Annotated in this window: 15 protein-coding genes; 5 read left to right on the forward strand and 10 right to left on the reverse strand. The window is 48.6% G+C overall.

The window, feature by feature from the left end; all coding sequences use genetic code 11:
* Window positions 1-12 precede the first annotated feature (12 nt).
* The 5 genes from NDI48_25730 to NDI48_25750 form a co-directional block, all read right to left on the reverse strand.
* Window positions 13-3,411: a hybrid sensor histidine kinase/response regulator gene (locus tag NDI48_25730; protein ID MEP0834567.1), complete on the reverse strand. Its 3,399-nt coding sequence runs from the start codon at window positions 3,409-3,411 to the stop codon at window positions 13-15.
* A 357-nt stretch (window positions 3,412-3,768) separates the two neighbouring features.
* Window positions 3,769-7,986 carry a GAF domain-containing protein gene (locus tag NDI48_25735; protein ID MEP0834568.1) on the reverse strand — a complete coding sequence of 1,406 codons (4,218 nt, stop codon included), beginning with the start codon at window positions 7,984-7,986 and terminating at the stop codon, window positions 3,769-3,771.
* A gap of 469 nt (window positions 7,987-8,455) precedes the next feature.
* Complete coding sequence (locus NDI48_25740) at window positions 8,456-9,004, reverse strand: chemotaxis protein CheW (GenBank protein ID MEP0834569.1); 549 nt, start codon at window positions 9,002-9,004, stop codon at window positions 8,456-8,458.
* Between the two features lie 20 nt (window positions 9,005-9,024).
* Window positions 9,025-9,393, reverse strand: a complete 369-nt coding sequence (locus NDI48_25745; protein ID MEP0834570.1) for a response regulator — start codon at window positions 9,391-9,393, stop codon at window positions 9,025-9,027.
* Between the two features lie 92 nt (window positions 9,394-9,485).
* Window positions 9,486-10,760 carry a response regulator gene (locus tag NDI48_25750; protein MEP0834571.1) on the reverse strand — a complete coding sequence of 425 codons (1,275 nt, stop codon included), beginning with the start codon at window positions 10,758-10,760 and terminating at the stop codon, window positions 9,486-9,488.
* A 1,475-nt stretch (window positions 10,761-12,235) separates the two neighbouring features.
* Here NDI48_25750 and NDI48_25755 point away from each other — a divergent pair.
* On the forward strand, window positions 12,236-12,685 hold the full coding sequence (locus NDI48_25755) for a pentapeptide repeat-containing protein (protein ID MEP0834572.1): 450 nt from the start codon (window positions 12,236-12,238) through the stop codon (window positions 12,683-12,685).
* Window positions 12,686-12,736: 51 nt separating this feature from the next.
* On the opposite strand, the gene NDI48_25760 is transcribed toward NDI48_25755, so the two are convergent.
* A complete protein-coding gene (locus NDI48_25760) occupies window positions 12,737-12,913 on the reverse strand; it encodes a hypothetical protein (protein ID MEP0834573.1) in 177 nt (58 codons plus the stop codon).
* Window positions 12,879-15,206, reverse strand: a complete 2,328-nt coding sequence (gene selD, locus NDI48_25765) for a selenide, water dikinase SelD (GenBank protein ID MEP0834574.1) — start codon at window positions 15,204-15,206, stop codon at window positions 12,879-12,881. Before selD ends, NDI48_25760 begins: the two co-directional genes overlap by 35 nt.
* Before the next feature lie 233 nt (window positions 15,207-15,439).
* On the opposite strand from selD, the gene NDI48_25770 reads away from it, so the two are divergent.
* Entirely contained in the window at window positions 15,440-16,201 is a 762-nt protein-coding gene (locus tag NDI48_25770; protein MEP0834575.1) for an SIMPL domain-containing protein, read from the forward strand.
* A gap of 14 nt (window positions 16,202-16,215) precedes the next feature.
* On the opposite strand, the gene NDI48_25775 is transcribed toward NDI48_25770, so the two are convergent.
* Entirely contained in the window at window positions 16,216-17,241 is a 1,026-nt protein-coding gene (locus tag NDI48_25775) for an ABC transporter permease (GenBank protein MEP0834576.1), read from the reverse strand.
* A gap of 109 nt (window positions 17,242-17,350) precedes the next feature.
* On the opposite strand from NDI48_25775, the gene NDI48_25780 reads away from it, so the two are divergent.
* From NDI48_25780 to NDI48_25790, 3 genes are all read left to right on the forward strand, one after another.
* Window positions 17,351-17,716, forward strand: a complete 366-nt coding sequence (locus NDI48_25780) for a Spx/MgsR family RNA polymerase-binding regulatory protein (GenBank protein ID MEP0834577.1) — start codon at window positions 17,351-17,353, stop codon at window positions 17,714-17,716.
* 44 nt (window positions 17,717-17,760) lie between these two features.
* On the forward strand, window positions 17,761-18,132 hold the full coding sequence (locus tag NDI48_25785; GenBank protein ID MEP0834578.1) for a DUF2237 domain-containing protein: 372 nt from the start codon (window positions 17,761-17,763) through the stop codon (window positions 18,130-18,132).
* Window positions 18,133-18,238: 106 nt separating this feature from the next.
* Entirely contained in the window at window positions 18,239-18,976 is a 738-nt protein-coding gene (locus NDI48_25790) for a hypothetical protein (GenBank protein ID MEP0834579.1), read from the forward strand.
* Window positions 18,977-18,993: 17 nt separating this feature from the next.
* Here NDI48_25790 and ttcA read toward each other — a convergent pair whose 3' ends face one another.
* Entirely contained in the window at window positions 18,994-19,803 is an 810-nt protein-coding gene (gene ttcA, locus NDI48_25795; protein MEP0834580.1) for a tRNA 2-thiocytidine(32) synthetase TtcA, read from the reverse strand.
* A 108-nt stretch (window positions 19,804-19,911) separates the two neighbouring features.
* Window positions 19,912-21,459 carry a glutamine-hydrolyzing GMP synthase gene (guaA, locus tag NDI48_25800; GenBank protein ID MEP0834581.1) on the reverse strand — a complete coding sequence of 516 codons (1,548 nt, stop codon included), beginning with the start codon at window positions 21,457-21,459 and terminating at the stop codon, window positions 19,912-19,914.
* Between the last annotated feature and the right edge of the window lie 111 nt (window positions 21,460-21,570).

Here is a 21,570-nt window from a genome sequence, read left to right on the forward strand (position 1 = left end):
TCTCTTAACCTCCTATCGAGAACTAGAATTTAGACTACTTTTCTCAAGTACAACCGTTACCCTTGTCAACAGATTGTGTTCTATAAAGGGTTTGGTGATATAATCAGTGGCTCCTAATTCTGAAGCAATTAAACGATGTTTTTCACCACTCCGAGAGGTGAGAATGATGGTAGGAATGTTGACCAGAGTAGGGTCTTGTTGACGGTGTTTGAGAAACTCGAACCCATTCATTCGAGGCATTTCGATATCACAAATAACTAACCCAATGTTGTTAGCCTGGTGCCGGAGTTGTTCAATGGCTTCGTAACCATCTTTGGCCTGAAGCACTTGATAGCCAGCCTTCTGTAGGGTCAAAGCCAGAGTTTGGCGTAAGGTAATGGAATCATCAACCAGGAGAATCATTTTCCCCGGTTTGGCCGGGAAATCTGGATCGGGTGTTCCTGGTAAAGCCGCACGCGCCCCCGTTGGCAATTGCCGTTGTGTTCGGCTGGATGGGAGGAGATGGGCTGTGGCATGGGGTAGAGCATTCCTATCTGGTTTCCTGAAGGGTAAGGTAACGAGGGTGTCATCCGTTTGTTGAGCGATTGCCTCTGGCACTGCCCTTTGGGCGATCGCATATTGCATTAATACGGCTCCATCGATCACCAATGTCAGCCGACCATCGGCCAGAATGCTGCCCCCATAAACATAGGCGGGTGGCACAATCATTTCCCCCAAAGGACGGATGACCAATTCCTGTTCCCCAAGCAGTTGGTCTACTTCCAAGCCCAAAAGCCTCTCCTGGCAACGGATGAGAATGATGGGGAACTGTTGACCCTCAGCCGCGACGGGATACTGAGATGGAGAGGGCAATGCATCAGGGAGCAACGAGCAGTAATTCAGAACGTCCGAGAGTCGGTATACCGCAATGAGTTGCTCGTGAGCATCCTTGCCCCAGCGGATGACTTTGCCACCTTCCCAACACCGGATTTGGTGAGATTGAGGAATTAGAATTTGTTCAATCGCATCCGTGAGCAAGGCATAGCTGCGGTTGCCCGCTTGAGCGAGGAGTAGTTGAGCGATGGTTAGGCTCAGGGGAATTTGCAGTACGAACCTTGTTCCCCCGTTGGGTTCAGAATCAACCGTGACCGAACCCTGGAGGGCTTGCAACTGAGCACGAACCAGATCCAGACCGATCCCTCGCCCGGAGAGGTCGTTCACCTGAGAGGTTGTAGAAAAACCCGCCTCAAATAGGAAATTCGTTAACTGCACTTCATTGAGACGCGCCGCCTGTTCCGGTGAGACAAGTTGGCATTCTACCGCCCGTTGGCGAATCGCCTCAAAATCTAACCCTTGACCATCATCCCGGACTTCAATTACTAGGAACTTACCTTGATGGTAAGCAGAAATTTCAATCTGACCGATTTTGGGCTTGCCCTGCTGTTGCCGGACTGTAGGGGACTCAATGCCGTGGGCAAAAGCATTGCGAACCAGGTGCAGCAAAGGAGCATACAGCTTCTCGGCTACCACTTTATCGACTAGAACTTCTGTCCCACCGAGTTCCAACCCGACTGGCTTGTTATGCAACGCTTCCAACTGCTGTAGGACACGAGGGAAGCGACTGAAGATCTCTCCCAAGGGCAACATCCGGGCTTCCATCAGGGCATCACGGGTGCTGGTCAACAACCGACGTTGTTTTTCCAGAGTCTGATTGGACTGATGAGCAAACAGGTCAACCGCCTCGGCAGCTTCTGATAATTGCACAGCGTCCTCCAGAAGCAACTGAACCAGGATTTGAGATTCACTATAGTGATCGAGTTCCAGAGAATCAAAGCGATTTTGGATTTTGGCAGCGCCACTGATTAAGGGAGAGGCTGGATTTTGGATCGGGTGGTTTGGATAGAAAGGAGCCTTACTTATTCCCCATTGCTCAATTTGCTGTTTTTCTGACACAACGGATAGGTGGTCAGACCAATCCTGTAATTGACCCAGCAGTTGTTGATGTTGCTCAAGGCGGGTGAGGAGTGAACGAACTGCCGTCTGTAGCTGTTCGTTTTGGAGTGACTGGTGGTTTTGGTTAGTGAGCAATTCCCCAATCGAGTAATTCAGGTGATCTAAGTGTTCAACTTCGATCCGCACGGTTTGAGACACAGACACCTGTTCTTTCTGGGGGATGGTTGTTGGTTCGCTGGCTTCGGTTGTCGCGATGGGAGCGTTATCACTATCAGTGTTAGCTCCAGAACGGGATACACTAACTGGCTCGGCAGATGAGGTTTGCAGACTCGCTTTTGCGCCTACAGACTCAGCAGGAGTAGACGCTTCGCGATCGGTTAGGCTCACTTTCTCCTCAGGAGGGGGAGTTGCAGAGATAGGGTCTGCTGACGCTAAAGAATCTTGCTCAAAGGTTTGGAACTCTGGGATGCCTGCCCCACCCCAGATTAACTCCAAAAGAGGGTTGACTGATTCATCGTTGTGTGAATCAGTCACGCTTAAGTCTAAATCCGATGTATGGGTTACCCAGTCCAATTCCGGTTGAGTCCCTAAATCTTGAGTCTCACCGTCAAGGGTATGCTGAAGTTCGCTCGTCTCTGGCACCGTCGAAAGGCCGATCGCCTCTGGCACCGCCCCTTGGGCGATCGCATCGCTGGTGAAACCCGCAAGTTGTTGCAAATCCAGGGAGGGTTGACCGCCTTGGGTGCGATCGCCATCAAGCACCGCTGCCTGTCCAGCTTGAAAGTCGGCTAGAGCCGTCTGGGCAATCAGCAGCACCTGATCGGGATGAGCGCCTAGAGCAGCGATCGCCGCCTGAGCAATAGCTTCAAAGCCCGATAAATTCAAAGATTGCGCCAACCCTTGGAAAATTTCGCACTGAGTCCGTAGCGTGATGGCAACGGCCTGATGGTCGCCTAGGGCGACAACAGCAGCAATTTCGTCTAAGCGTTGGGTGACACCCACCTCAAAGATGGACTGCGCTACATCAAAACCCAATTCGACAGAGTTGGGGATGTGAGCGTCCTCACCAAAACAGTTTCCTAGCTTCTGTTGGAGTTGAGTAAAAATAGCGGTGGTGCGATCAAGAATCTCTGCATCATTCACTTGTCCTCCTGTCAGTTCAGCCGTGAGAGGTAAGCGTAGACACTCATAACCCTCGAAAAGCAAGGCTTCAACTTCTGTATCAATGGACAATTCGGGATTAAACAGAGCTTTGAAAATATCCTCTAAAGAGTGAGCCACCGTTTTGATAGTTTCCAACCCAATACTCGCGGCGGCTCCTTTTAGGGTATGGGTTGTCCGCATCAGATTGTGGACTTTGTTGATACTGTAATCTTCTCGAAGACTGAGCAATTCTTGCTCTAGAACTTGTAAAAGTTCCGGCGCTTCCTGGAGAAAGTAGCGGTAGCTTTGTTCGCGAATTGTTGGGTCATTTGTCATGCGTCATTCGTCCTTAGTCTTTATTCCATAAAAGGTTGAAGGTTAGCCGGTTGCAGGTTCTACCAAATCCGAGATGAATTCCTCTTGTATGGGAACAAACTACAGAGGCGCAGAGTTCGCTGAGGAGAGAATTAGAGGAAATCAATAGATAAAAGGGGTTTTGAGGGCGGATTTGAGATTACAAGTTGCAGGTTAAGCAATCTGCATAAAACCTGGCATGGCTTGGATGGGCAGAATGCCCATCCCAGAAGAAAAAGGTTGAAACCTAACTCCCTGTCTTAAATGCACAAAAGCTTAGAAATTCCAACTTTTAAACTTTCCAACCTTCAACCTTCAACCCTAAAAAACCTTCAACCCTTAATCGACCTTGAACTGGTCAGCACTAGCTTGCAGGTTTTGAGCCATTGCCAGCAGTTCTTTAAAGGATGTGGAAATCTCCACAGAATCCTCTGAGGTCTTGTTAGCGATCGCCGCCACATCGGTCATGGTTTGCGTCACTGACTGAAACTGATTGGTTTGGAGTTGGGTTGCTTGGGTAATACCTTCCACTAACTGACTAATTTGACTGGTGGCTTCAACGATCGCATTCAGATTTTGGCGGGCATTGGTAACTAAATGAGTCCCTTGAGCCACCTGCTGAATGCCGGTTTCCATCGCGACGGAAACCTCCGCCGTACCCTCCTGAATCTCCTGAACTAGCTGCGCGATCTCAGTCGTCGCCTCAGCTGATTGACGTGCTAGAGAGCGCACCTCATCCGCAACCACAACAAAACCCCGTCCATATTGACCCGCTCTGGTGGCTTCAATTGCCGCGTTCAGCGCTAACAATTGGGTTTGGGTCGTAAAATTGCTAATCAGGTTCACCACCCTGGACACCTTCTGGGACGATTCACTCAAGCGCTTGAGGCGTTTGCTTGTTTCCGCCACGGTTTCGCGAATCGCTAGAATGCCATCCACGGTATGGTTCATGGCTGCATCCCCTTCCCGAACCGTCTGGTTCGCCTGTTGCACCGCAAAGTTGACCTGTTGAGCGTTGGTACTCACAGCATTGGTGGAATTGACAAGCGTCTGAATTTGCTCCAGGGTGCGCTCTAGGAACTGGAATTGCTGCTGAGCTTGTGACGCCAAACCGGCGATCGAGGATTCACTGTCTTGGGAGGTTTGTGCCACTTGTCTGGAAGCGCCTTGCACCTGCTTCACGATACCGCGCAGGCTTTGCAGAGTATTGTTGTAAGCATCGGCGATCGTACCCACTTCATCTTCCGTCACGGGGGCGCGAACGGTAAGGTCACCCTTGAGTGCCGGTCGCACTGCCGTCAGTAATTGAATTACCTCTCGTTGCAGTTGCTCTTTTGCCCCTCGTTCCCGTTCAGCTGACTCGGTCAATTGCTGCGCTTGCGTTCTCAGTTGTTCTAAGTATTCCGCTTGTTGCAGAGCCAGACCCATTTGCACACCCACTTGAGCCAGCAAGTTCACGTCCATCTGCTCCCAGTGGCGGGGTGCATCATTTTGATAGGCTCCTAATAGACCCCAGAGTTGGTCACCCTTGAAGATGGGGGCAATCATGTAGGCTTTCGCGTCCCATTGTTCCAGCAATTGGACGTGGCATTCCTGATGCCCAATCGTGTAGATATCGTCTACGCTGAACGTTTCTCGCCGACGATAGCGACCCCCCTTGTTCTCTTGGAGGTGGGTATCTTCAACCATCGCTAGGTCTGTGCCTACGAGTTTCGTCCAATTGCTGCCCACATCCTCGACGATAAACTGACCACTCCAGTCTGGATTAAATTGATAAATACCGACGCGATCGCACTTCAACTGTTTGCGTAATTCCAGCAGCGCCAGTTGTAACAGATGATCCAGAGAAAAATTCTCCTGAATCAGAACACTTCCCAGTCTGTAAATCAGTCGGCTATAAACGGCTCCTCGATCCACGGACTTGGCTAACTGTTGGGACTGCACACGCAGTTCCTCAATATACTCAGCCTGTTGCAGAGCTAAGCCGAGTTGAGTCCCAATTTGAGCCAGTAACTTGACCTCACCCTCTTGCCAATGCCGAGATTCACTGTGTTGAAACGCCGACACTAATCCCCAAAGCTTTTGCCCTTGCAGGATAGGAGCCACGAGGCAGGATTTGATTGCAAAGAATTCTAAGGCTTCCACATGACAATCCGTCATGTCCGTTTTGTAGATATCATCCACGACGAAGACTTCATTGTTGCGGAAGCGACCCCCTTTGTGTTCTTGTAAATAAGGGTCTTCCCAACCACTGCCCACGAGTTTAGGCCAACCTCCAGACTCCGACTCCACCAGGAAATCGCCGAAATAGTCCGGGCGAAACTTGTAAATCGTCACCCGCTCTACATTCAGGACTTTTCGCACTTCCTGCACCGTCGTCTTGAATACGGTGTCAAGGTCAGAGGATTTGAGAATCTTTTCCAGGATGCTAGCGACAATTCTCTCCCGTTCTGCGCCTTTGGCGATTTGGGTGGCTTGCTCCTTGAGCTGTGCTACATATTCTGCCTGCTGGATTGCTAAGCCCAGTTGAGCGGCAATTTGAAACAGCAACTTGACTTCACTTTCTTGCCAATGCCTGGGGCCGCTGTGTTGAAAGGCACTGAGCAATCCCCACAACTTCTTGCCTTGGAAGATGGACACCACCATGCAGGATTTCACCCCAAAGTATTCCAAGGCTTCCACATGGCAATCCGTGAGACTGCCATTGTAGACATCATCGACGACCAGAGGTTCGTTGTGGCGGAAGCGACCGCCTTCGTTTTCCTGCAAATAGGGGTCTTCCCATCCACTACCCACCAGTTTGGGCCAGCCTCCCGTCTCCGACTCCACCAGGAAATCGCCGAAATAGTCGGGACGGAATTTGTAAATCGTGATCCGCTCTACATCGAGCAGCCGACGGACTTCTTGCGCCGCGACTCGGAAAATGGTATCCATATCCGATGACTGGCGAATTTTATCAATTACGCGGGCGATTGATCGCTCTCGTTCTGCCTCTTTACCCATTTGCTGGGTTTGGTCTTGCAGTTTTTCTAAATACTCCGCCTGCTGTAGCGCTAACCCCAGTTGAGCTGCGATTTGAGACAGCCATTTGACTTCACTGTCTTGCCAATGCCTGGGGCCGCTGTGTTGAAAGGCACTGAGCAATCCCCACAACTTCTTGCCTTGGAAGATGGACACCACCATGCAGGATTTGACGCCGAAGTTTTCTAACGCTTCCACATGGCAATCCGTGAGGCCGCCATTGTAAACATCATCGACTACCAGAGGTTCGTTGTTGCGGAAGCGACCCCCTTGGTGTTCTTGTAAATAGGGGTCTTCCCATCCGCTGCCGACCAGTTTAGGCCAGCCTCCTGTCTCCGACTCCACCAGGAAATCGCCGAAATAGTCGGGACGGAATTTGTAAATTGTGATGCGTTCGATATCTAAGAGTTTGCGGACTTCTTGCGCGGTTGTTGCCAAAATGGTATTGATGTCCAGGCTCTTGCGAATCTTTTCGATCACCAGATTCACGGCTCGCTCCGCTTGAGCCTCTTTAGCACCGACTTCAGCCTGTTTTTGCATTTGAGCCTGAAATTCCAGGGGCTGTAGGGATGTCGTCAGCTCGGTGACAACTTGGTACAGCAGATGAATTTCGGCTTCCTGCCAGCGTCGGGAAAGCGTCGAGCAGTCTTGCACAACGAGTAAGCCCCACACTTGCCCTTCTATGAAAATGGGCAGACTGAGGCTGGCTTTAACTTGAAACTTTTGCAGCAATTGGAGTTGATAGGGCGTTGGAGCTTTTTGGTAGACATGCTCTAGGACGATGACTTGCTGTTGTTGGTAGTCCTGTCGGTTGTCGGCACCAAATGCGATCGCCGGCAGAGTTTCTCCCAAGGCCGGAGTATAGCCACCCGCCATCAACTCGGCGACCACCGTACCCTGAGTATCGGTGTGGAATTGGTAGATTAACGCTCGGTCTACCTGTAAATGTTGACCAACCTCAGTCACTGTAAGTCTGAGCAAAGCATCTTGAGCGGTCGATTGGCGCATCTGATTCGCCAGGGTTGACAACCACTGCCGTTCATGCTTTAACTGTTGCTCGGTCGCCATACTCAAGTGAGGCTTCAATTCGGTTGGCAAGTTTTGAGCCAATTTTTCCAACTGGAGAATTTTCTCATAAGCGTCCGGTTGGGTGAGATATCCTGCGTGTTTCAGGTCTGCTTTGATGGCACTGACTAAGGCGAGAGCTTGGTGTGGATCGTCAAAATGGCCTTTGAATCCTACAGGTGTTTGATCGTTTTTAGGGTGAGTGGGTGAGGAATCGAGTTGGGATTCAAGAGGGGGCATCGCCAGGGAGCGATCGCGTTCTGGCGAGATTAGCGCTAGCTGCTCTGGGGTTAGCTCTGGCTCAATTACCCATCTCGACTGCCCCGTAGCTGCGGTATTCGGCTCAGTCCCCACATTACAAACATCGGCGCTAGGGTTAGCAACCTCTGAAGGGTCAACTGCACCGGAGCTACCAGGAATTCCGTTCGGGTTATTGCTATTAAAAGGGTGGCTGTGGCTGAGATCTGTCATAGTTTATTGGCTTCTGGATTCAAAGGGTGGAAATTTGCACAGCAAGCTCCAACAGCAGCCCAGCGTTTTTTTGCGGCTAGCTGTTGTTTTTGGATATCAACGTTAAAGCTGTGGGTTGTTACAAAGAAAGGCAGATGGCAGAAGGCAGAAGGCAGAAGGGCAGAAGGCAAGAAAAACTTTAGTTGTGGGTGTTATTGCCCACGCCTGAAAGAAAAAAGTTTGGGAAAACAGACGACTATCGTGTCTTGAATCAAAAGAGCCTTTTTCATCCACGTTTTACTCCCGTCCTGCCCCAAAAATACCTATTAACGAACCACAGAGGCGCAGAGAGCGCAGAGGAAGGGATAGGTAATTTTCGAGTGGGCAGGGAGTAAAAACGTGGGAGCCAAAAAGCGCTCTGCTTTCTATCTTCTGTCCTTACTAAAGCTCCGGTCTGCCTTCTGCCTTCTGCCTTCTGCCTTTTGCTATATCAGGAATGCCTCTGCCACAAGGGATACTGAGCAATGGCGATGACATCTAAGACCGTACCGTTGTCCCCGCGCAGTGCCCCCAGGACAAAAGGCAAGAGTTTAGGCGGAAATAAACCAGGGGCAACGGGCTGGAGTTGCTGTAAGTCGTGTAACTCGATGTCGTTGACTTGTTGCACCACGAGACCGACGGACTGACCCTGAACCTGAACCACCATTACTGTCGGAGGCACCAACAAGGATTGTTGCCGAAACAGGGGGGGACATCCCACCAGATGGTTGAGGTCTATCAGCCAAATCATTTCTCCTCGCCAATTGCAAATTCCTAAAACCTGACTGGGCATTTCAGGTACTGGGAGAATTTCTGCCACATTCAGCCTAAAAATTTCTGTAATTTGTTCTAGGGGCAGCAGAGCACTGTCTTCAACACCCAAGGGAAAGCGAAGCAAGCGTTGGCGTGTTTCTGGGGGTAGGGCAGCTTCAGACAGAAAGTCTAATGTCAGCAAGTCAAGGCTGCTTACTGTTTGCCCAAAGTCAAGCGAGTTCAGCATGAATCCCTGTTCCTCATCACCTAATAAATGGAAGTCAATTGCTGGATGGTTTGCATGAGTGCTTTTTGATCGATCGGCTTAGGGATGTAGGCATCGGCTCCCAGCATCGAACCCCAAAGTTTATCGGCTTCGGTTCCTTTGGTTGAACAAATCACGACTGGGATGGCTTGGGTATGGGAATTGGTCTTGATTTCGCGGCACAGTTCAAATCCGCTTTGCCCTGGCAAAATCACATCGAGAATTACCAAATCGGGTTTTTGCGACTGAAGTTGAACACGGGCTTCTTCACCACTGGTGACACTGATTACGGTTAAACCCGCCTGTCTGAGGTGACGGGTAATCACTTCGGTTTCCGTGAGACTATCTTCAACCAACAGGACTGTAGTCATAAAACAAGCTTTTGTCAGATAAAATGGGTCAAATTCATGGCTTTGGGCTTTAAACCAAGGGCAAGAGACTCATCCTGCCAATTTTGCTACCTCTAGGATGGAGCAGGTTTTGTTAGCACTAGATACTTTTGCAGAATACTCAGCACTTTTTCCCGCCCGATGGGCTTGGCTAAAAAGCCCGTAGAGCCAACCATCTTGGCTCGTACCCGGTCTACAATTCCGTCATTACTGGTGAGAATAATCACAGGCGTATCTTGAAATACTGACATTCGGCGAACTTGCGAGCAGATTTCATACCCGTTGGTAACGGGCATAATCAGATCCAAAAAGATTAGGTGAGGTTTATGCTCTAGCAAGAGTGGCAGTGCTTGCACTGGGTCTTGAATCAGGATGCACCGATAGCCAACCTGAGCGAGAATATGATTCATCCTCTGGCAATCAAGTCGGCTGTCATCGATATAAGCCACCAAGGGACTCGTCTGTTGGGCTTGAACCGGCCTTACCCGTGAACCGAAGGCTGGGGGCTGAGGAGGAGTCGTTGGCTTGATGGCATAGTTCAAGTCCCCAACTTCGAGTACTTCAATCAATCCTTTACGGATGTAGGGCATGATGGACAGGGTTAGGGGTAACAGGTTCTGTTTTAACTTGACCGCTAAATCCCTGAATGTCTGATGACCATCCACAAGGGTGATCAGGTTTTGGTAGACTTTGGGCGAAGTTTGCCAACGCAATTCCTCAGCTTTGGAGATGGCGGGAGCAAGGTTGGGGGAAACCTCGGCTAAGGCGTCCTGCTGCCAAGCCTGCCAAGTTTGCAAGGCTTGCTGCCAAATCGGCTCAACTTGAATCGAAACCAGTGTGGAATCGCTCGAATTTAAGGTGTCTGGAGGAATGGAGCGGTAGGTGAGTTGCAAGGCTGAACGATAGCGGAATCGATCCCATCGTTGATGGATATCGAAGAGTATCTCCGCAATGTAACCTTCAACAATCGCCGACATTTGCGATCGCCTAAGTTTCCCCTGCTTCATCAACTCGACTAAAAAGCGGTAGTCTCCATCTTGAGGCTGAACCGCTTTTTGAGAGATAGTAGACACTCGCGTGGGAAGCTTGCGCTGTGTACATAGACTGGCTAAGGCATTGCTATCGATCGCCAGTTGCGGACAGTACATAGATAACTGCCGCAGCAATCGGCGAATGGGATGTATTTCATCAGCACCCCAAATCAAACTACCTTGGCGGAAATACAGACTCCAACCCTGAGATTTGGGTTCTTTAATCGCCAAATCCAACTGACCTGTAAATCCCTGTTCGCTGCAAACCAGAATCTGCTTTGCCAGTTCGGCGGTGGTAACTACCTCCTGAGTTGCCATTGGAAACTCCTTTAAACATGAACTAACAAATGAAGAAGTAAGCATTGCTCACTACCTTAGATAGAATGGCTAAGTCTAAAAGACTAAAAAAAGGTTCAACAAATCATAGACACGAACTATCTGCTCAATGTCTACTGTTACAAGACGCTCCTCCGAGCCATACTAGGTGCTGAAAACGGTATTTTGCTCTAATACAGCGTTCTATCGCCTAATCATTATTCGATTTTTGTCAAGAGTTAAAACTCTATTACACAGGCGTTTTCTACCTTTGACGGGTCTTTGGGAACCTCATCATTATTAAAATTTGAAGTCAAATTTTATCGGTTAACTTCATCATTTATTGAAAAATAGAGATATTCGTACCAGGCAACCCACTCATGTTGTTGAACTCTCTTAATAGCTGTTCATCGTGTGTATTTCAGGTGAAATACGTGGCTTTTAACTCTTCTGTAAAAATAGCCATGACTTACGATTAAAATTGCGAAATTTGGCTTGAAAGCACCCTTTATCTGGCTTTCATTCAATATTTAGGCAACACTGTTGCGAGTAAGTTGGATGGCCATGAAGCCTTGGTAGATTGCTCAGACTGGTCAGCACCCAATTCTATGGATTCTTAGGCTGAGATTATTGACACTTAAGAACACCCTTAATCGCCTGGAACTCTCTTCTCGCTTGTTCGATCTTTACCCTGACTCAGCTTAGGAGCATCCAAGTTCCTTAATTCAGACGTTGAAACCGGGTTCGGCTTGAGAGCAAGTCTGAAAATACAAATTGATCACCGTATTACATGTATAACATTATATTCCTGTGAATGTACTTATGTAAATAGGCTTTGTCTGGCTACACAGACCGTCTTTAGACGATCTATGTTGAACCTTGACACAGGACATGATCGCTCCTGTATTACAGGCTCTGTCAATTTATTACTTCCTCTCGGCATCAAATCAGGTAAATCAGCAATTAAATTTTTGAATTCCACTCGATTTTTCTCTGGTCAGAACATGAAAGACCGATAAAATATATCTTGAGATACTGGCAATCAAGGCATTTATAATATTAATGGCTAGTCATGAAACTATTAACCAGTGGAGAATTTATGAAGTGTCGATGAATGAATCTTCGCTTCAGCTCTCCTCTTTTGGCTGAGTAGCATCTTACAAGGGGCACAAAGTGGATTTGACAAAATCTACACTACGCCAGAATCAAGTGTTACTCGACGTTGAAATAATCGTTTTTTGTATCAAAAATCACAAAAAAACAGTCAACTAATGCTGAAAGTGGAAAGCTTGGGAATAGTAGCTAATTGAGGTGAATGAGTGCGATCGCAACGGGCTGTTCTATCCGCAATAGGTAGCATTATAAAACCAACTATCGGGGTCTGGCTTCACCCAAACGGTTCACCTAAATAGAGGAATTGCACTGGCTTTGAGCCATTGTAAGGTGATTCCAGTGTATCGGCAATTCTCCAATTTAATATGAAATTCCAAGGGATAACAGCGATAACTCTCCTGGCAACCGTTGGATTTAGCTCTGTTGTTTACGCCGCATCCAACGAACACTTTCAAACATTGCAGCAGACGGGCGATTGTATTCAATGTGATTTGAGAGGTGCGCCCCTGAATCAGGCTAACCTGAGTGGTGCCAATCTCAAAGGGACTCAACTCAGTTCCGCTTCCCTGAAGAAGGCTCAACTTGCGAATGCTAACCTGAGTGATGCCAATCTCAAAGGAGCGGATCTAGAGAATGCTGATCTCCGAGGGGCTAATCTCAAGGGAGCTAACTTAGAGTTGGCAAATTTGAGTGGTGCCAATCTGGAAGGGGCGAACCTTCAGGGGGCGACATTGGAAGGTGCCTTAATCAACGGAGTCAACTTTTGTCGTGCGACTGTACCAGAACGCTATCGCTCATTGCGAAGCTGTCGGTAAAATTCAATCGTTGCGATCGCTGCGGAATGAGAGATGCTGCATTCATTAACATCAGTGAAACACCTGAAGCATCGAGCGCCAAACACTGGGGGTGTGGTCAAAACCCGTCGGTAGATGCGATCTGCGCTGACGCTCGTTCAACGAAGTCGTTCCCGAAAGGTAGACAGGGCTTAGCTCCGCTATCGCAGCAGCGCTACGCGATCGCAACTGGCTTAATGCCTTCCACACGGGGTATCACACAACCCACAATTCGACTCTGGGCATAACCTCTGGCTTGCAGTGTGGCTAAACATACATCGGCTTGCCCAGCCGGCACCGCTGCCAGAAGTCCACCAGAGGTTTGGGGGTCAAACAAAAGTGGGTATTTGGCACAAGTGCTGACTTCAGATAAGTTGTTGATGTAATACGAGGCTCTTAGATTCTGGGGTTGCAGAGAACTCATAATTCCCTTTTCCACTGTTTCGAGTGCCCCATCCAAAACTGGAATGGCCTCTAAATCCAACTCAACAGCCACACCCGAAGCTTTCACCATTTCCATCAGGTGCCCCAACAAACCAAACCCTGTGATATCCGTGCAGGCCGTCGCCCCATGTTGCACAAATACCTTAGCGGCTTCCTGATTGGATAGCAACATGGAGTGAACCGCCTGATCAATCCACCGCCCCTTCGCCTGCAACCGCATATCAGCAGCAAATAAAGTGCCCGTGCCTAGCGCTTTCGTGACAATCAACACTTGACCGGGCTGCATACCCCCTTTCCTGAGCAACTTCTCCGGTGCTGCCAGTCCATTGCAAGCCAGTCCGAAAGCTAATGCTGCCCCTTCTGTGGTGTGACCCCCAATCAATTGCGCCTGTGCTTGGTAGAGTACATGCATCGCACCTGATAGCAGTTGATAGAGCGTTTCTTCTACTTTGTCTTCGCTGGCATAAGGAACACTCACCATTGCCAAGGCACTCTGAGGGGTTGCGCCCATGGCAAAAATATCACTTAAGCAGTGATGAGTACTAATTTGACCAAAAATGTAAGGGTCACTGAGCAAAGCGGGAAAATAATCAATAGTCTGCACGATCACTTGACCTGCGGGGACTTGTATTACCGCTGCATCATCCGGCGTTCCCAATCCGATGAGAATATCCTCTCGTTGCATCCAATTTGGGGTTTGCAGTTGCAGCCGTTGCAATACTCGTTCTAGGGTAGAACTGCCAACTTTAGACCCGCAACCCGCACAACGCATTACTGGAGTTTGGTTTCCTCCCTGAACCCCCTTCACTCCCTCTTTATTAAAAAGACTACTGGGGGGTAAGGGTAAGATGGAGTTTGGAGTTTGGATGTTAGGCTCTTGCCCATTCCCCATGGGTGACAAGTCACTGAAGCGCTGCATGAATTTGCGATCGATGTAATCTTTCCAGCGCCACAGTAAAGGCGATTGCCAGCACAAAGCCCCCCAAGATGCGATCGCTTCTCCGTCCCCTGTACCAATTAATCCTAAAAATTGCTGCTGCGGTTTGTAAGGTTTTAAGGGTTTTTCCCGTAAGAACGCCGTCAAATTTTCAAACAGTGGTTTTCCCTGACGCACGGCAAAAACCCCAGCTTTGGGACGGGGATGATTGACCATCGTGGCAATGTCACCAGCGGCAAAAATATGGGGATGAGACAGGGATTGCAAGGTGTCTCCCACCAAAATAAAGCCGTCTGAATCGGTTTTCAGTCCAGATTCCTCAATCCATTCCGGTGCTGAGGCGTTTGTCACCCAGAATGTATAATCGCACTCTACCTGTAAACCGGACTCACAGTCAATTTTGTCCGGTAAAACCTCACTGACGGTTTCCTCTAAATGTACCTGAACACCCCGATTCATCAGCAGGTGGTAGAGGTGTCGGCGTACCCAAGCATTATGGTTGGGCATTAATTCAGCACCACGCTGGAATAAATGAATTTGTGGCTGCTGTTGTTGTGGGTGTTCTTTGGCTTGAAGGATTTGATGCAGATGGTGTTGCATCGTCAGCGCGAGTTCCACGCCGCCAGCACCACCCCCCACAATACCTAGATGCATGGGTTGTTGGGGATTTTGGGTAAATTCCTCAATTAACTGATTCCAGTGTTGTAAAAATAGGGGAACTGGCTTGGCGGGAATGGCATATTGGGCGGCACCGGGTACATCCACTTTGGCTGGAGTGCTGCCAATATCGATGGATAAGACATCGAAGGCGACGGGTGGATGATTGGCACAGAGAACTTTGTTGTTTTTTAAGTCAAGACCGACTGCGCGATCAATATAAAGTTGAGCTTGGGCAAACTGAGCAAGGTGTCGCAGATCAATGTGGCATTCGTCAAAGTCATAGTAACCCGCAACATGACCGGGCAACATCCCAGAATAAGGGGTGTGGGAGGTGTCGGTAATCAGAGTAATGCGTAATCCGGGCAACGGCTTCATGCCCAACATGCGAAGTGCGATCGCATGGGTATGACCGCCACCAATTAATACTAAGTCTTTCACAATGGGATGGGTTACTGGCTGCATTGGGACGCCGTATCTGGAATAAAGAACCCTGACACCATGATAATTGTCCTTAATTTTTCCCTACTGAGTCATAAATTCCCATGACCGATTACCGATTACCCATTGCCTAAAAATAGGGTTTTCCACCACAAATATGGGAGCAGCAGCCTAGTTTCTAAAACTGTAACCCATCGGACTTCACACCAATTTGGATGCCAGATTAGGGACATCCAATCCACTGAGTCAGCCAAAAGATGAACAGCTTCCTTTACTCCCCGTTGAATTCCTGGGATCGGTTGAAGGCATTATTGTTAGTGGGTAGTTTGCTCACTCTCACCTCCTGTCAAGCTGTTTCGAGTAACGCCCAAACGCCCAATTTGGCTTCTGCGGCTAGAACCTTGACAGTTTCAGGTACCGGCAGTGTTAATATTCCCACAACCTTGACTCAGGTGCGTTTGGGTGTTGAAATTCAGGGAAAAACGGCTCAGGACGTACAACAGCAAATCGCCAAGCGATCGCAAATGGTGGTGGAACTGCTGAAATCCCGCAAAGTGGAAAAGCTGGAAACTACGGGTATTAGCCTGACGCCTAACTACACCTACAAAGATGGGAAGCAAAGCATTAATGGTTATATTGGCACTAACACCGTCAGCTTTCGCATTGATACCGATAAATCTGGGAGGCTGTTAGATGAGGCGATCAACGCCGGAGCAACACGGATTGATGGTGTGAGTTTTGTGGCTTCGGATAATGCGATCGCACAAGCTCAACAGCAAGCGATTCAGAAAGCGGCTGACGATGCGAAAAAGCAAGCGGATGCGGCATTGAGAGCACTCAATCTCGATCAACGGGAAGTGATGGGCATTCAAATTAATGGAGCCAACCCACCTCAACCCATCATTTATCCCGCTGTTGCCAATCAGGGTAAAGTCGCAGCAGAGCAAAGGGCTGACTTACCCGTTGTTGGGGGTGAGCAGAAGGTGCAACAATCCGTGACGCTGCAAATTCGCTACTAAATATTATGTCCGCGTTAATACCGAATACGTGGGTCAATCAAAGCATTGATAATATCGATCGCCATGCTAGCCACGACAACGATTGAGCCAAAAAATACCATAATTCCCTGCACGGTTGGGTAATCTCGTTCCGAAATAGCCGCATACAAGCGATTGCCTAAACCAGGCCAAGAGAAGGTTACTTCGGTTAACACGGCTCCTCCCAGCAAAGAAGCCAGCGTCAGTCCCAACACGGTAATCACGGGAATCATTGCATTCTTCAGAGCGTGAGCGACGACAATTCGAGCTTCGGGAATACCCCTAGCTCTTGCAGCTTCCACATAATCGGCTTTGAGGGTTTGCTTCAGGTTTACCCGCACAATCCGCTCAAAAATCCCACTGAGCAGCACTCCCAATGTGACACTCGGTAACGCGAGATAATAGAGGGCGGTAAAAAACTGGTTCAGGTTGCCGCTCAGGAGGCTATCAATGGTATAAAGACCCGTAAAGCCAACAGGGGACGGGATGGAAATCGGGAAGCGTGTTCCGAGAGGGAACCAATTGAGTTGCACCGCAAAAATTAACTGCAAAATCATCCCTACCCAGAAGAGGGGTAGGGAATAGGTGATGATACCAAATAGGCGTCCTCCAATATCAAAAAGGGTGCCGCTGCGGGAGGCGGCGAGAGTCCCAATGCTAACACCCACGAAAAAAGCCACTATAATCCCAAATACCGCCAATTCCATGGTGGCTGGGAAATGGAGCTGAATAATTTCCCAAACTTTTTGACCCTGACTGGATATGGAGCTGCCTAAGTCGAAATGCAGTAAGCTTCCCAGATAGCGAAGGTATTGCAACCACAAGGGGTCGGATAACCCTAACTGTTGTCGGAGTTTGTTCTTCTCCTCATCGGGAGCACGACCGCCAAGAATCGCATCAACGGGGTCTCCTGGCGTAGCTCTAAGCAGGAGAAACACGAGGGTTGTAATCGTCCACAGCATCAAAGGAGCTAGGAGTAGACGCGTCAGGACGTAATATTGTAAGGCCTTGGCACGAGACATAAACAAGGATGCAGTGTGAAGTCTGAAGTATGAAGTATAAGAAATTATGGTGAAATAGTATGAAAATATTGGTGCATAGCATAGCCGTTGAGATTAATTAACCAGCCTGATGTCTATCCAAGTCTACGGAATACCCAACTGCGGAACCTGTAAGAAGGCGTTTACGTGGCTCGAAGATAATTCTGTTGCGTATGAGTTTATTAATACGAAGGAACATCCGCCAACCCATGAGATGATTCAGCGTTGGGTGGAAGTTTTGGGGTCTAAACCGATGCGGAACACCTCCGGACAGTCCTACCGGGCATTAGGTGACAAAAAGCAGGATTGGACAGATGAGCAGTGGATTGAGGCGTTTGCCCAGGATGCGATGCTGCTCAAGCGACCGCTTTTTGTTAAAGATGGAACGGCGGTGTTGGTTGGGTTTAGGGCCAAGGAGGACGTGATCCGGGAAAAGTTGGGGCTATCTCAATATTAGGTGGCATCATTTGATTGAGAGCCTTTAGCAGAGAAATTGTTGACATGACCAATGCTAGAAACGTCCTTGGGGGAGAACTAGAAACCTGCTGCACATCGCCCATCACCGGATTTTACCGCGATGGAAAATGTAGCACTGGAGCGGGTGACATCGGCGCACACATCGTCTGTGCCCAAATGACACAAGAATTCCTAGCCTTTACCCAATCGAGGGGGAATGACTTGAGTACGCCAGTGCCAGCCTTTAATTTCCCAGGATTGAAACCCGGCGATCGCTGGTGTTTGTGCGCCTCGCGCTGGAAGGAAGCTTTGGATGCTGGCGTTGCTCCACCCGTCGTTTTGTCAGCCACCCATGCATTAGCGCTGGAATACGTTTCTTTGGCTCAATTAAAGCAAAATGCTCTTGATCCTGCCTAAATTCCCAATTCTCAGCCATCTCTTCTTGCTGTTTTATCGATTAATTTACCCTACTCCTCGTAACATTTTCAGCCGTATAGGAAAGGGAAAGTGGAGTAATCCGAAAATGCGTATTGTTCAAGTCTTACTGCTAACAATAGGAATACTATTGTTAAGTACAGAAACGGCTAGCGCCAACAGTTGGCCTCCCGCCGGCGTGGTGCTTTTAAATTTACCCTTAATTGCGTCAATCGCTAGCTTTGGCATTGGACTCTTGTTCATCATTGGGATTGAAAGCATTACTCTCGCTCAACGAGAGCATCTGAATCGTTTTAAATCCATTCAGATATTGACCGTAGCTAACCTGTTTTCCACACTTGTTGGTGTATTCTTTATTTTCGGAGTGGCGTCTTTAGGCTATCCCTCCCTGGTTACTTACCTAATTTTGGGCTTATTTGTTCTCTTATTCGGTTCACTATCAACCCATTTTTTCAAGCGAATTCACCTAAAAGCTTTTAGCCTGAATCCGCTATTATGGGGTATTTTATGGTTCCTGATATTATTTTTAGAGGTAACGCTGATTAGATTTATTAATTCATTGAATTGGACGACAGTAACAGTTCCTATTTTTACCAATTTCAGCGTAGAGTTTTACACCAACATTCTGCAAATTTTAGCTTTTATCATTTTCCTCTCTGTGGGTTTCTTCCTAAGTGTTGTTTCAGAAGGATTCTGTTTAGTGCGATTTTTTCCTCAGCCTTCCTCGACTTTGGGGATGACAATTTTAGTGATGAATCTCCGTTCTTATGCTTATGTAGCAATTCCTATCACCTTAGGACTTTGGCTTTGGTCGGGGATACGTTAACACCCATACTCTAAAATTTATTGATCAACATACTGAGCGTCCAAATTGGCAAAATCAAACAGCTGAGTATCAGCCAAGTGAGAAGGCGTAACATTCTGAATACTATGGAATAAACTTTCTGTGCGTCCTGGATATTCCTCTTCCCAAGTTTGCAGTAACTTCTTAATTTGTACTCGCTGCAAGTTTTCCTGAGAGCCGCAAAGTTTACAGGGAATAATGGGAAACTCTTTAGCGATCGCATAATCCCCAATGTCCTGCTCAGAGCAATACGCCAATGGTCGAATAACCACATGCTTGCCATCATCACTCAACAGCTTGGGTGGCATGGCTTTAAGTTGTCCCCCATAGAACATATTGAGAAACAAGGTTTCTACAATATCATCTCGATGGTGACCGAGGGCAATTTTGGTTGCTCCCTCTTCACTGGCTACACGATAGAGAATGCCACGACGCAAGCGCGAACATAATCCACACATGGTCTTTCCTTCGGGAATCACCCGTTGCACAATACTGTACGTGTCCTCTTCCACAATCCGATACGCTACCCCCAAAGATTCCAAATATTCGGGTAGCACATGTGCTGGAAAACCCGGCTGTTTCTGGTCTAGGTTCACCGCGAGGATATCGAACTTGATGGGGGCTTTACGCTGGAGGCTCAGCAATAAATCGAGTAGGGTGTGAGAATCCTTGCCACCCGATAGGCATACCATGATGCGATCGCCATCCGCAATCATGTTGTAATCATGGATAGCTTTCCCGACTAAGTGGCGTAGGTGAGTTTGCAACTTTTTGAGGGTTTTTGAGTGGTGAGCCTTTATTGTGTCCATATTGACCCCCGAAGCCGATTACGAGACGTTTTTTGAGCAAAAATCCCGCCCTACCGAGGGGTGAGAGCGGGTTAAGTGAGATCAATCTAAAACTAGTCTTACAGGTCTTTATTCCCACTCTATAGTGCCAGGGGGCTTGGAGGTGATATCGTAGACTACGCGATTCACTCCCTTGACTTCGTTGACAATCCGATTTGAGATTGTTTCCAATAGGTCGTAAGGCACTCGTGACCAATCAGCGGTCATGCCATCCTCACTATTAATCAGACGCAAGACGATAGGATAAGCGTAGGTACGCTGGTCACCCATCACCCCCACACTGCGGATCGGCAACAATACGGCAAATGCCTGCCAAAAATCGTGGTAGATTCCCCGGCGATTAATTTCTTGACGAACGACGAGATCGGCATCACGCAAAATATTGAGCCGTTCGGCGGTAACTTCCCCCAGGATGCGAATCGCCAACCCTGGCCCTGGGAAGGGATGCCGATTTACAATTTCTTCGGGTAAGCCGATAGAGCGACCGACTTTGCGGACTTCATCTTTGAACAGCTTACGCAACGGTTCAATCAGCTTGAAGCGCAAGTCTTTCGGCAAACCTCCGACGTTGTGATGGCTCTTGATTTTCACTGCAACTCGTTCACCCGTTTTGGGATCGACGTTGGTGTCCGCCGACTCAATCACATCGGGGTAAAGGGTACCCTGAGCGAGATAATCAAAGGGGCCAAGGCGTCGGGACTCTTCTTCAAAGACGTTAATGAATTCGTGACCGATGCGACGGCGCTTTTCTTCGGGGTCTGTGATACCGTTGATTTGCTCCAAGAAGCGATCGCGCGCATTCACATACTCGACCGGAATGTGAAATTGCTCCTTAAACAGTTTCAACAATCGCTCTGGCTCTCCTTTCCGCATGAAGCCTTGGTCAATGAACATACAAGTGAGTTGCTCACCAATGGCTTTATAAAGTAAGAAGGCTAGGGTCGATGAATCAACCCCCCCAGAGAGTGCCAGCAACACCCGTTTATCCCCAACCTTCCCGCGAATTTCCCGAATTGCTTCCTCGACAAACGCCGCGGTTGTCCAAGTGGGTTCACAATCACAGATGTGATAGACAAAGTTACGAATTAAAGGCATACCCCCCAGAGAATGGACAACCTCTGGATGGAACTGCACCCCATATAGCTTCTTTTCATGATGCGCGATCGCCGCACACGGTGTATTCTCGGTATGGGCTAGGGTTTCAAATCCCTCTGGCAATACCTCACAGGAGTCCCCGTGACTCATCCACATGGTGGAGCCATCGTCCACATTAGTTAGCAAGTCGGTGGGATCATCAATAATCAGCGACGCCTTACCATACTCCGCCCGTTCAGCTCGCGTCACTTGACCACCGAGTTGTTGTACCATCAACTGCATCCCATAGCAGACGCCTAGTACGGGAATACCCAGATTCCAAATCTCTGGGTCTGAGTGAGGCGCACCCGTATCATAGACGGAACTGGGGCCACCGGAAAGAATAATTCCCTTGGGGTTAAGTTGCCGTAGCTGTTCGGCGGTGGTGCGATAGGAGAGAACTTCGGAGTAGACTTGAGTTTCGCGGATGCGACGAGCAATCAGCTCAGAATATTGAGAGCCAAAGTCCAAAATGACGATCATCTGGCGATTTAGCTGATCGGTGAGAGACGATGTTGATAAAGTCTCTGTGTCGTGAGATGCTTGTCCTGTCTGTAGTGTCACTGCTGCGTCCGTCATAGAAATTGTATAAGA

Origin of the sequence: Microcoleus sp. AS-A8 (assembly GCA_039962225.1) — a bacterium.
Taxonomy (GTDB): domain Bacteria; phylum Cyanobacteriota; class Cyanobacteriia; order Cyanobacteriales; family Coleofasciculaceae; genus Allocoleopsis.

Coding starts and splice junctions, on each gene's coding strand:
- NDI48_25740 (MEP0834569.1), bottom strand. CDS start 9,004: ATGCTGAACTCGCTTGACTTTGGGCAAACAGTAAGCAGCCTTGACTTG.
- NDI48_25735 (MEP0834568.1), bottom strand. CDS start 7,986: ATGACAGATCTCAGCCACAGCCACCCTTTTAATAGCAATAACCCGAAC.
- NDI48_25785 (MEP0834578.1), top strand. CDS start 17,761: ATGACCAATGCTAGAAACGTCCTTGGGGGAGAACTAGAAACCTGCTGC.
- NDI48_25790 (MEP0834579.1), top strand. CDS start 18,239: ATGCGTATTGTTCAAGTCTTACTGCTAACAATAGGAATACTATTGTTA.
- NDI48_25750 (MEP0834571.1), bottom strand. CDS start 10,760: ATGGCAACTCAGGAGGTAGTTACCACCGCCGAACTGGCAAAGCAGATT.
- NDI48_25745 (MEP0834570.1), bottom strand. CDS start 9,393: ATGACTACAGTCCTGTTGGTTGAAGATAGTCTCACGGAAACCGAAGTG.
- NDI48_25770 (MEP0834575.1), top strand. CDS start 15,440: ATGAACAGCTTCCTTTACTCCCCGTTGAATTCCTGGGATCGGTTGAAG.
- NDI48_25730 (MEP0834567.1), bottom strand. CDS start 3,411: ATGACAAATGACCCAACAATTCGCGAACAAAGCTACCGCTACTTTCTC.
- NDI48_25775 (MEP0834576.1), bottom strand. CDS start 17,241: ATGTCTCGTGCCAAGGCCTTACAATATTACGTCCTGACGCGTCTACTC.
- selD (MEP0834574.1), bottom strand. CDS start 15,206: ATGCAGCCAGTAACCCATCCCATTGTGAAAGACTTAGTATTAATTGGT.
- NDI48_25755 (MEP0834572.1), top strand. CDS start 12,236: ATGAAATTCCAAGGGATAACAGCGATAACTCTCCTGGCAACCGTTGGA.
- guaA (MEP0834581.1), bottom strand. CDS start 21,459: ATGATCGTCATTTTGGACTTTGGCTCTCAATATTCTGAGCTGATTGCT.
- ttcA (MEP0834580.1), bottom strand. CDS start 19,803: ATGGACACAATAAAGGCTCACCACTCAAAAACCCTCAAAAAGTTGCAA.
- NDI48_25780 (MEP0834577.1), top strand. CDS start 17,351: ATGTCTATCCAAGTCTACGGAATACCCAACTGCGGAACCTGTAAGAAG.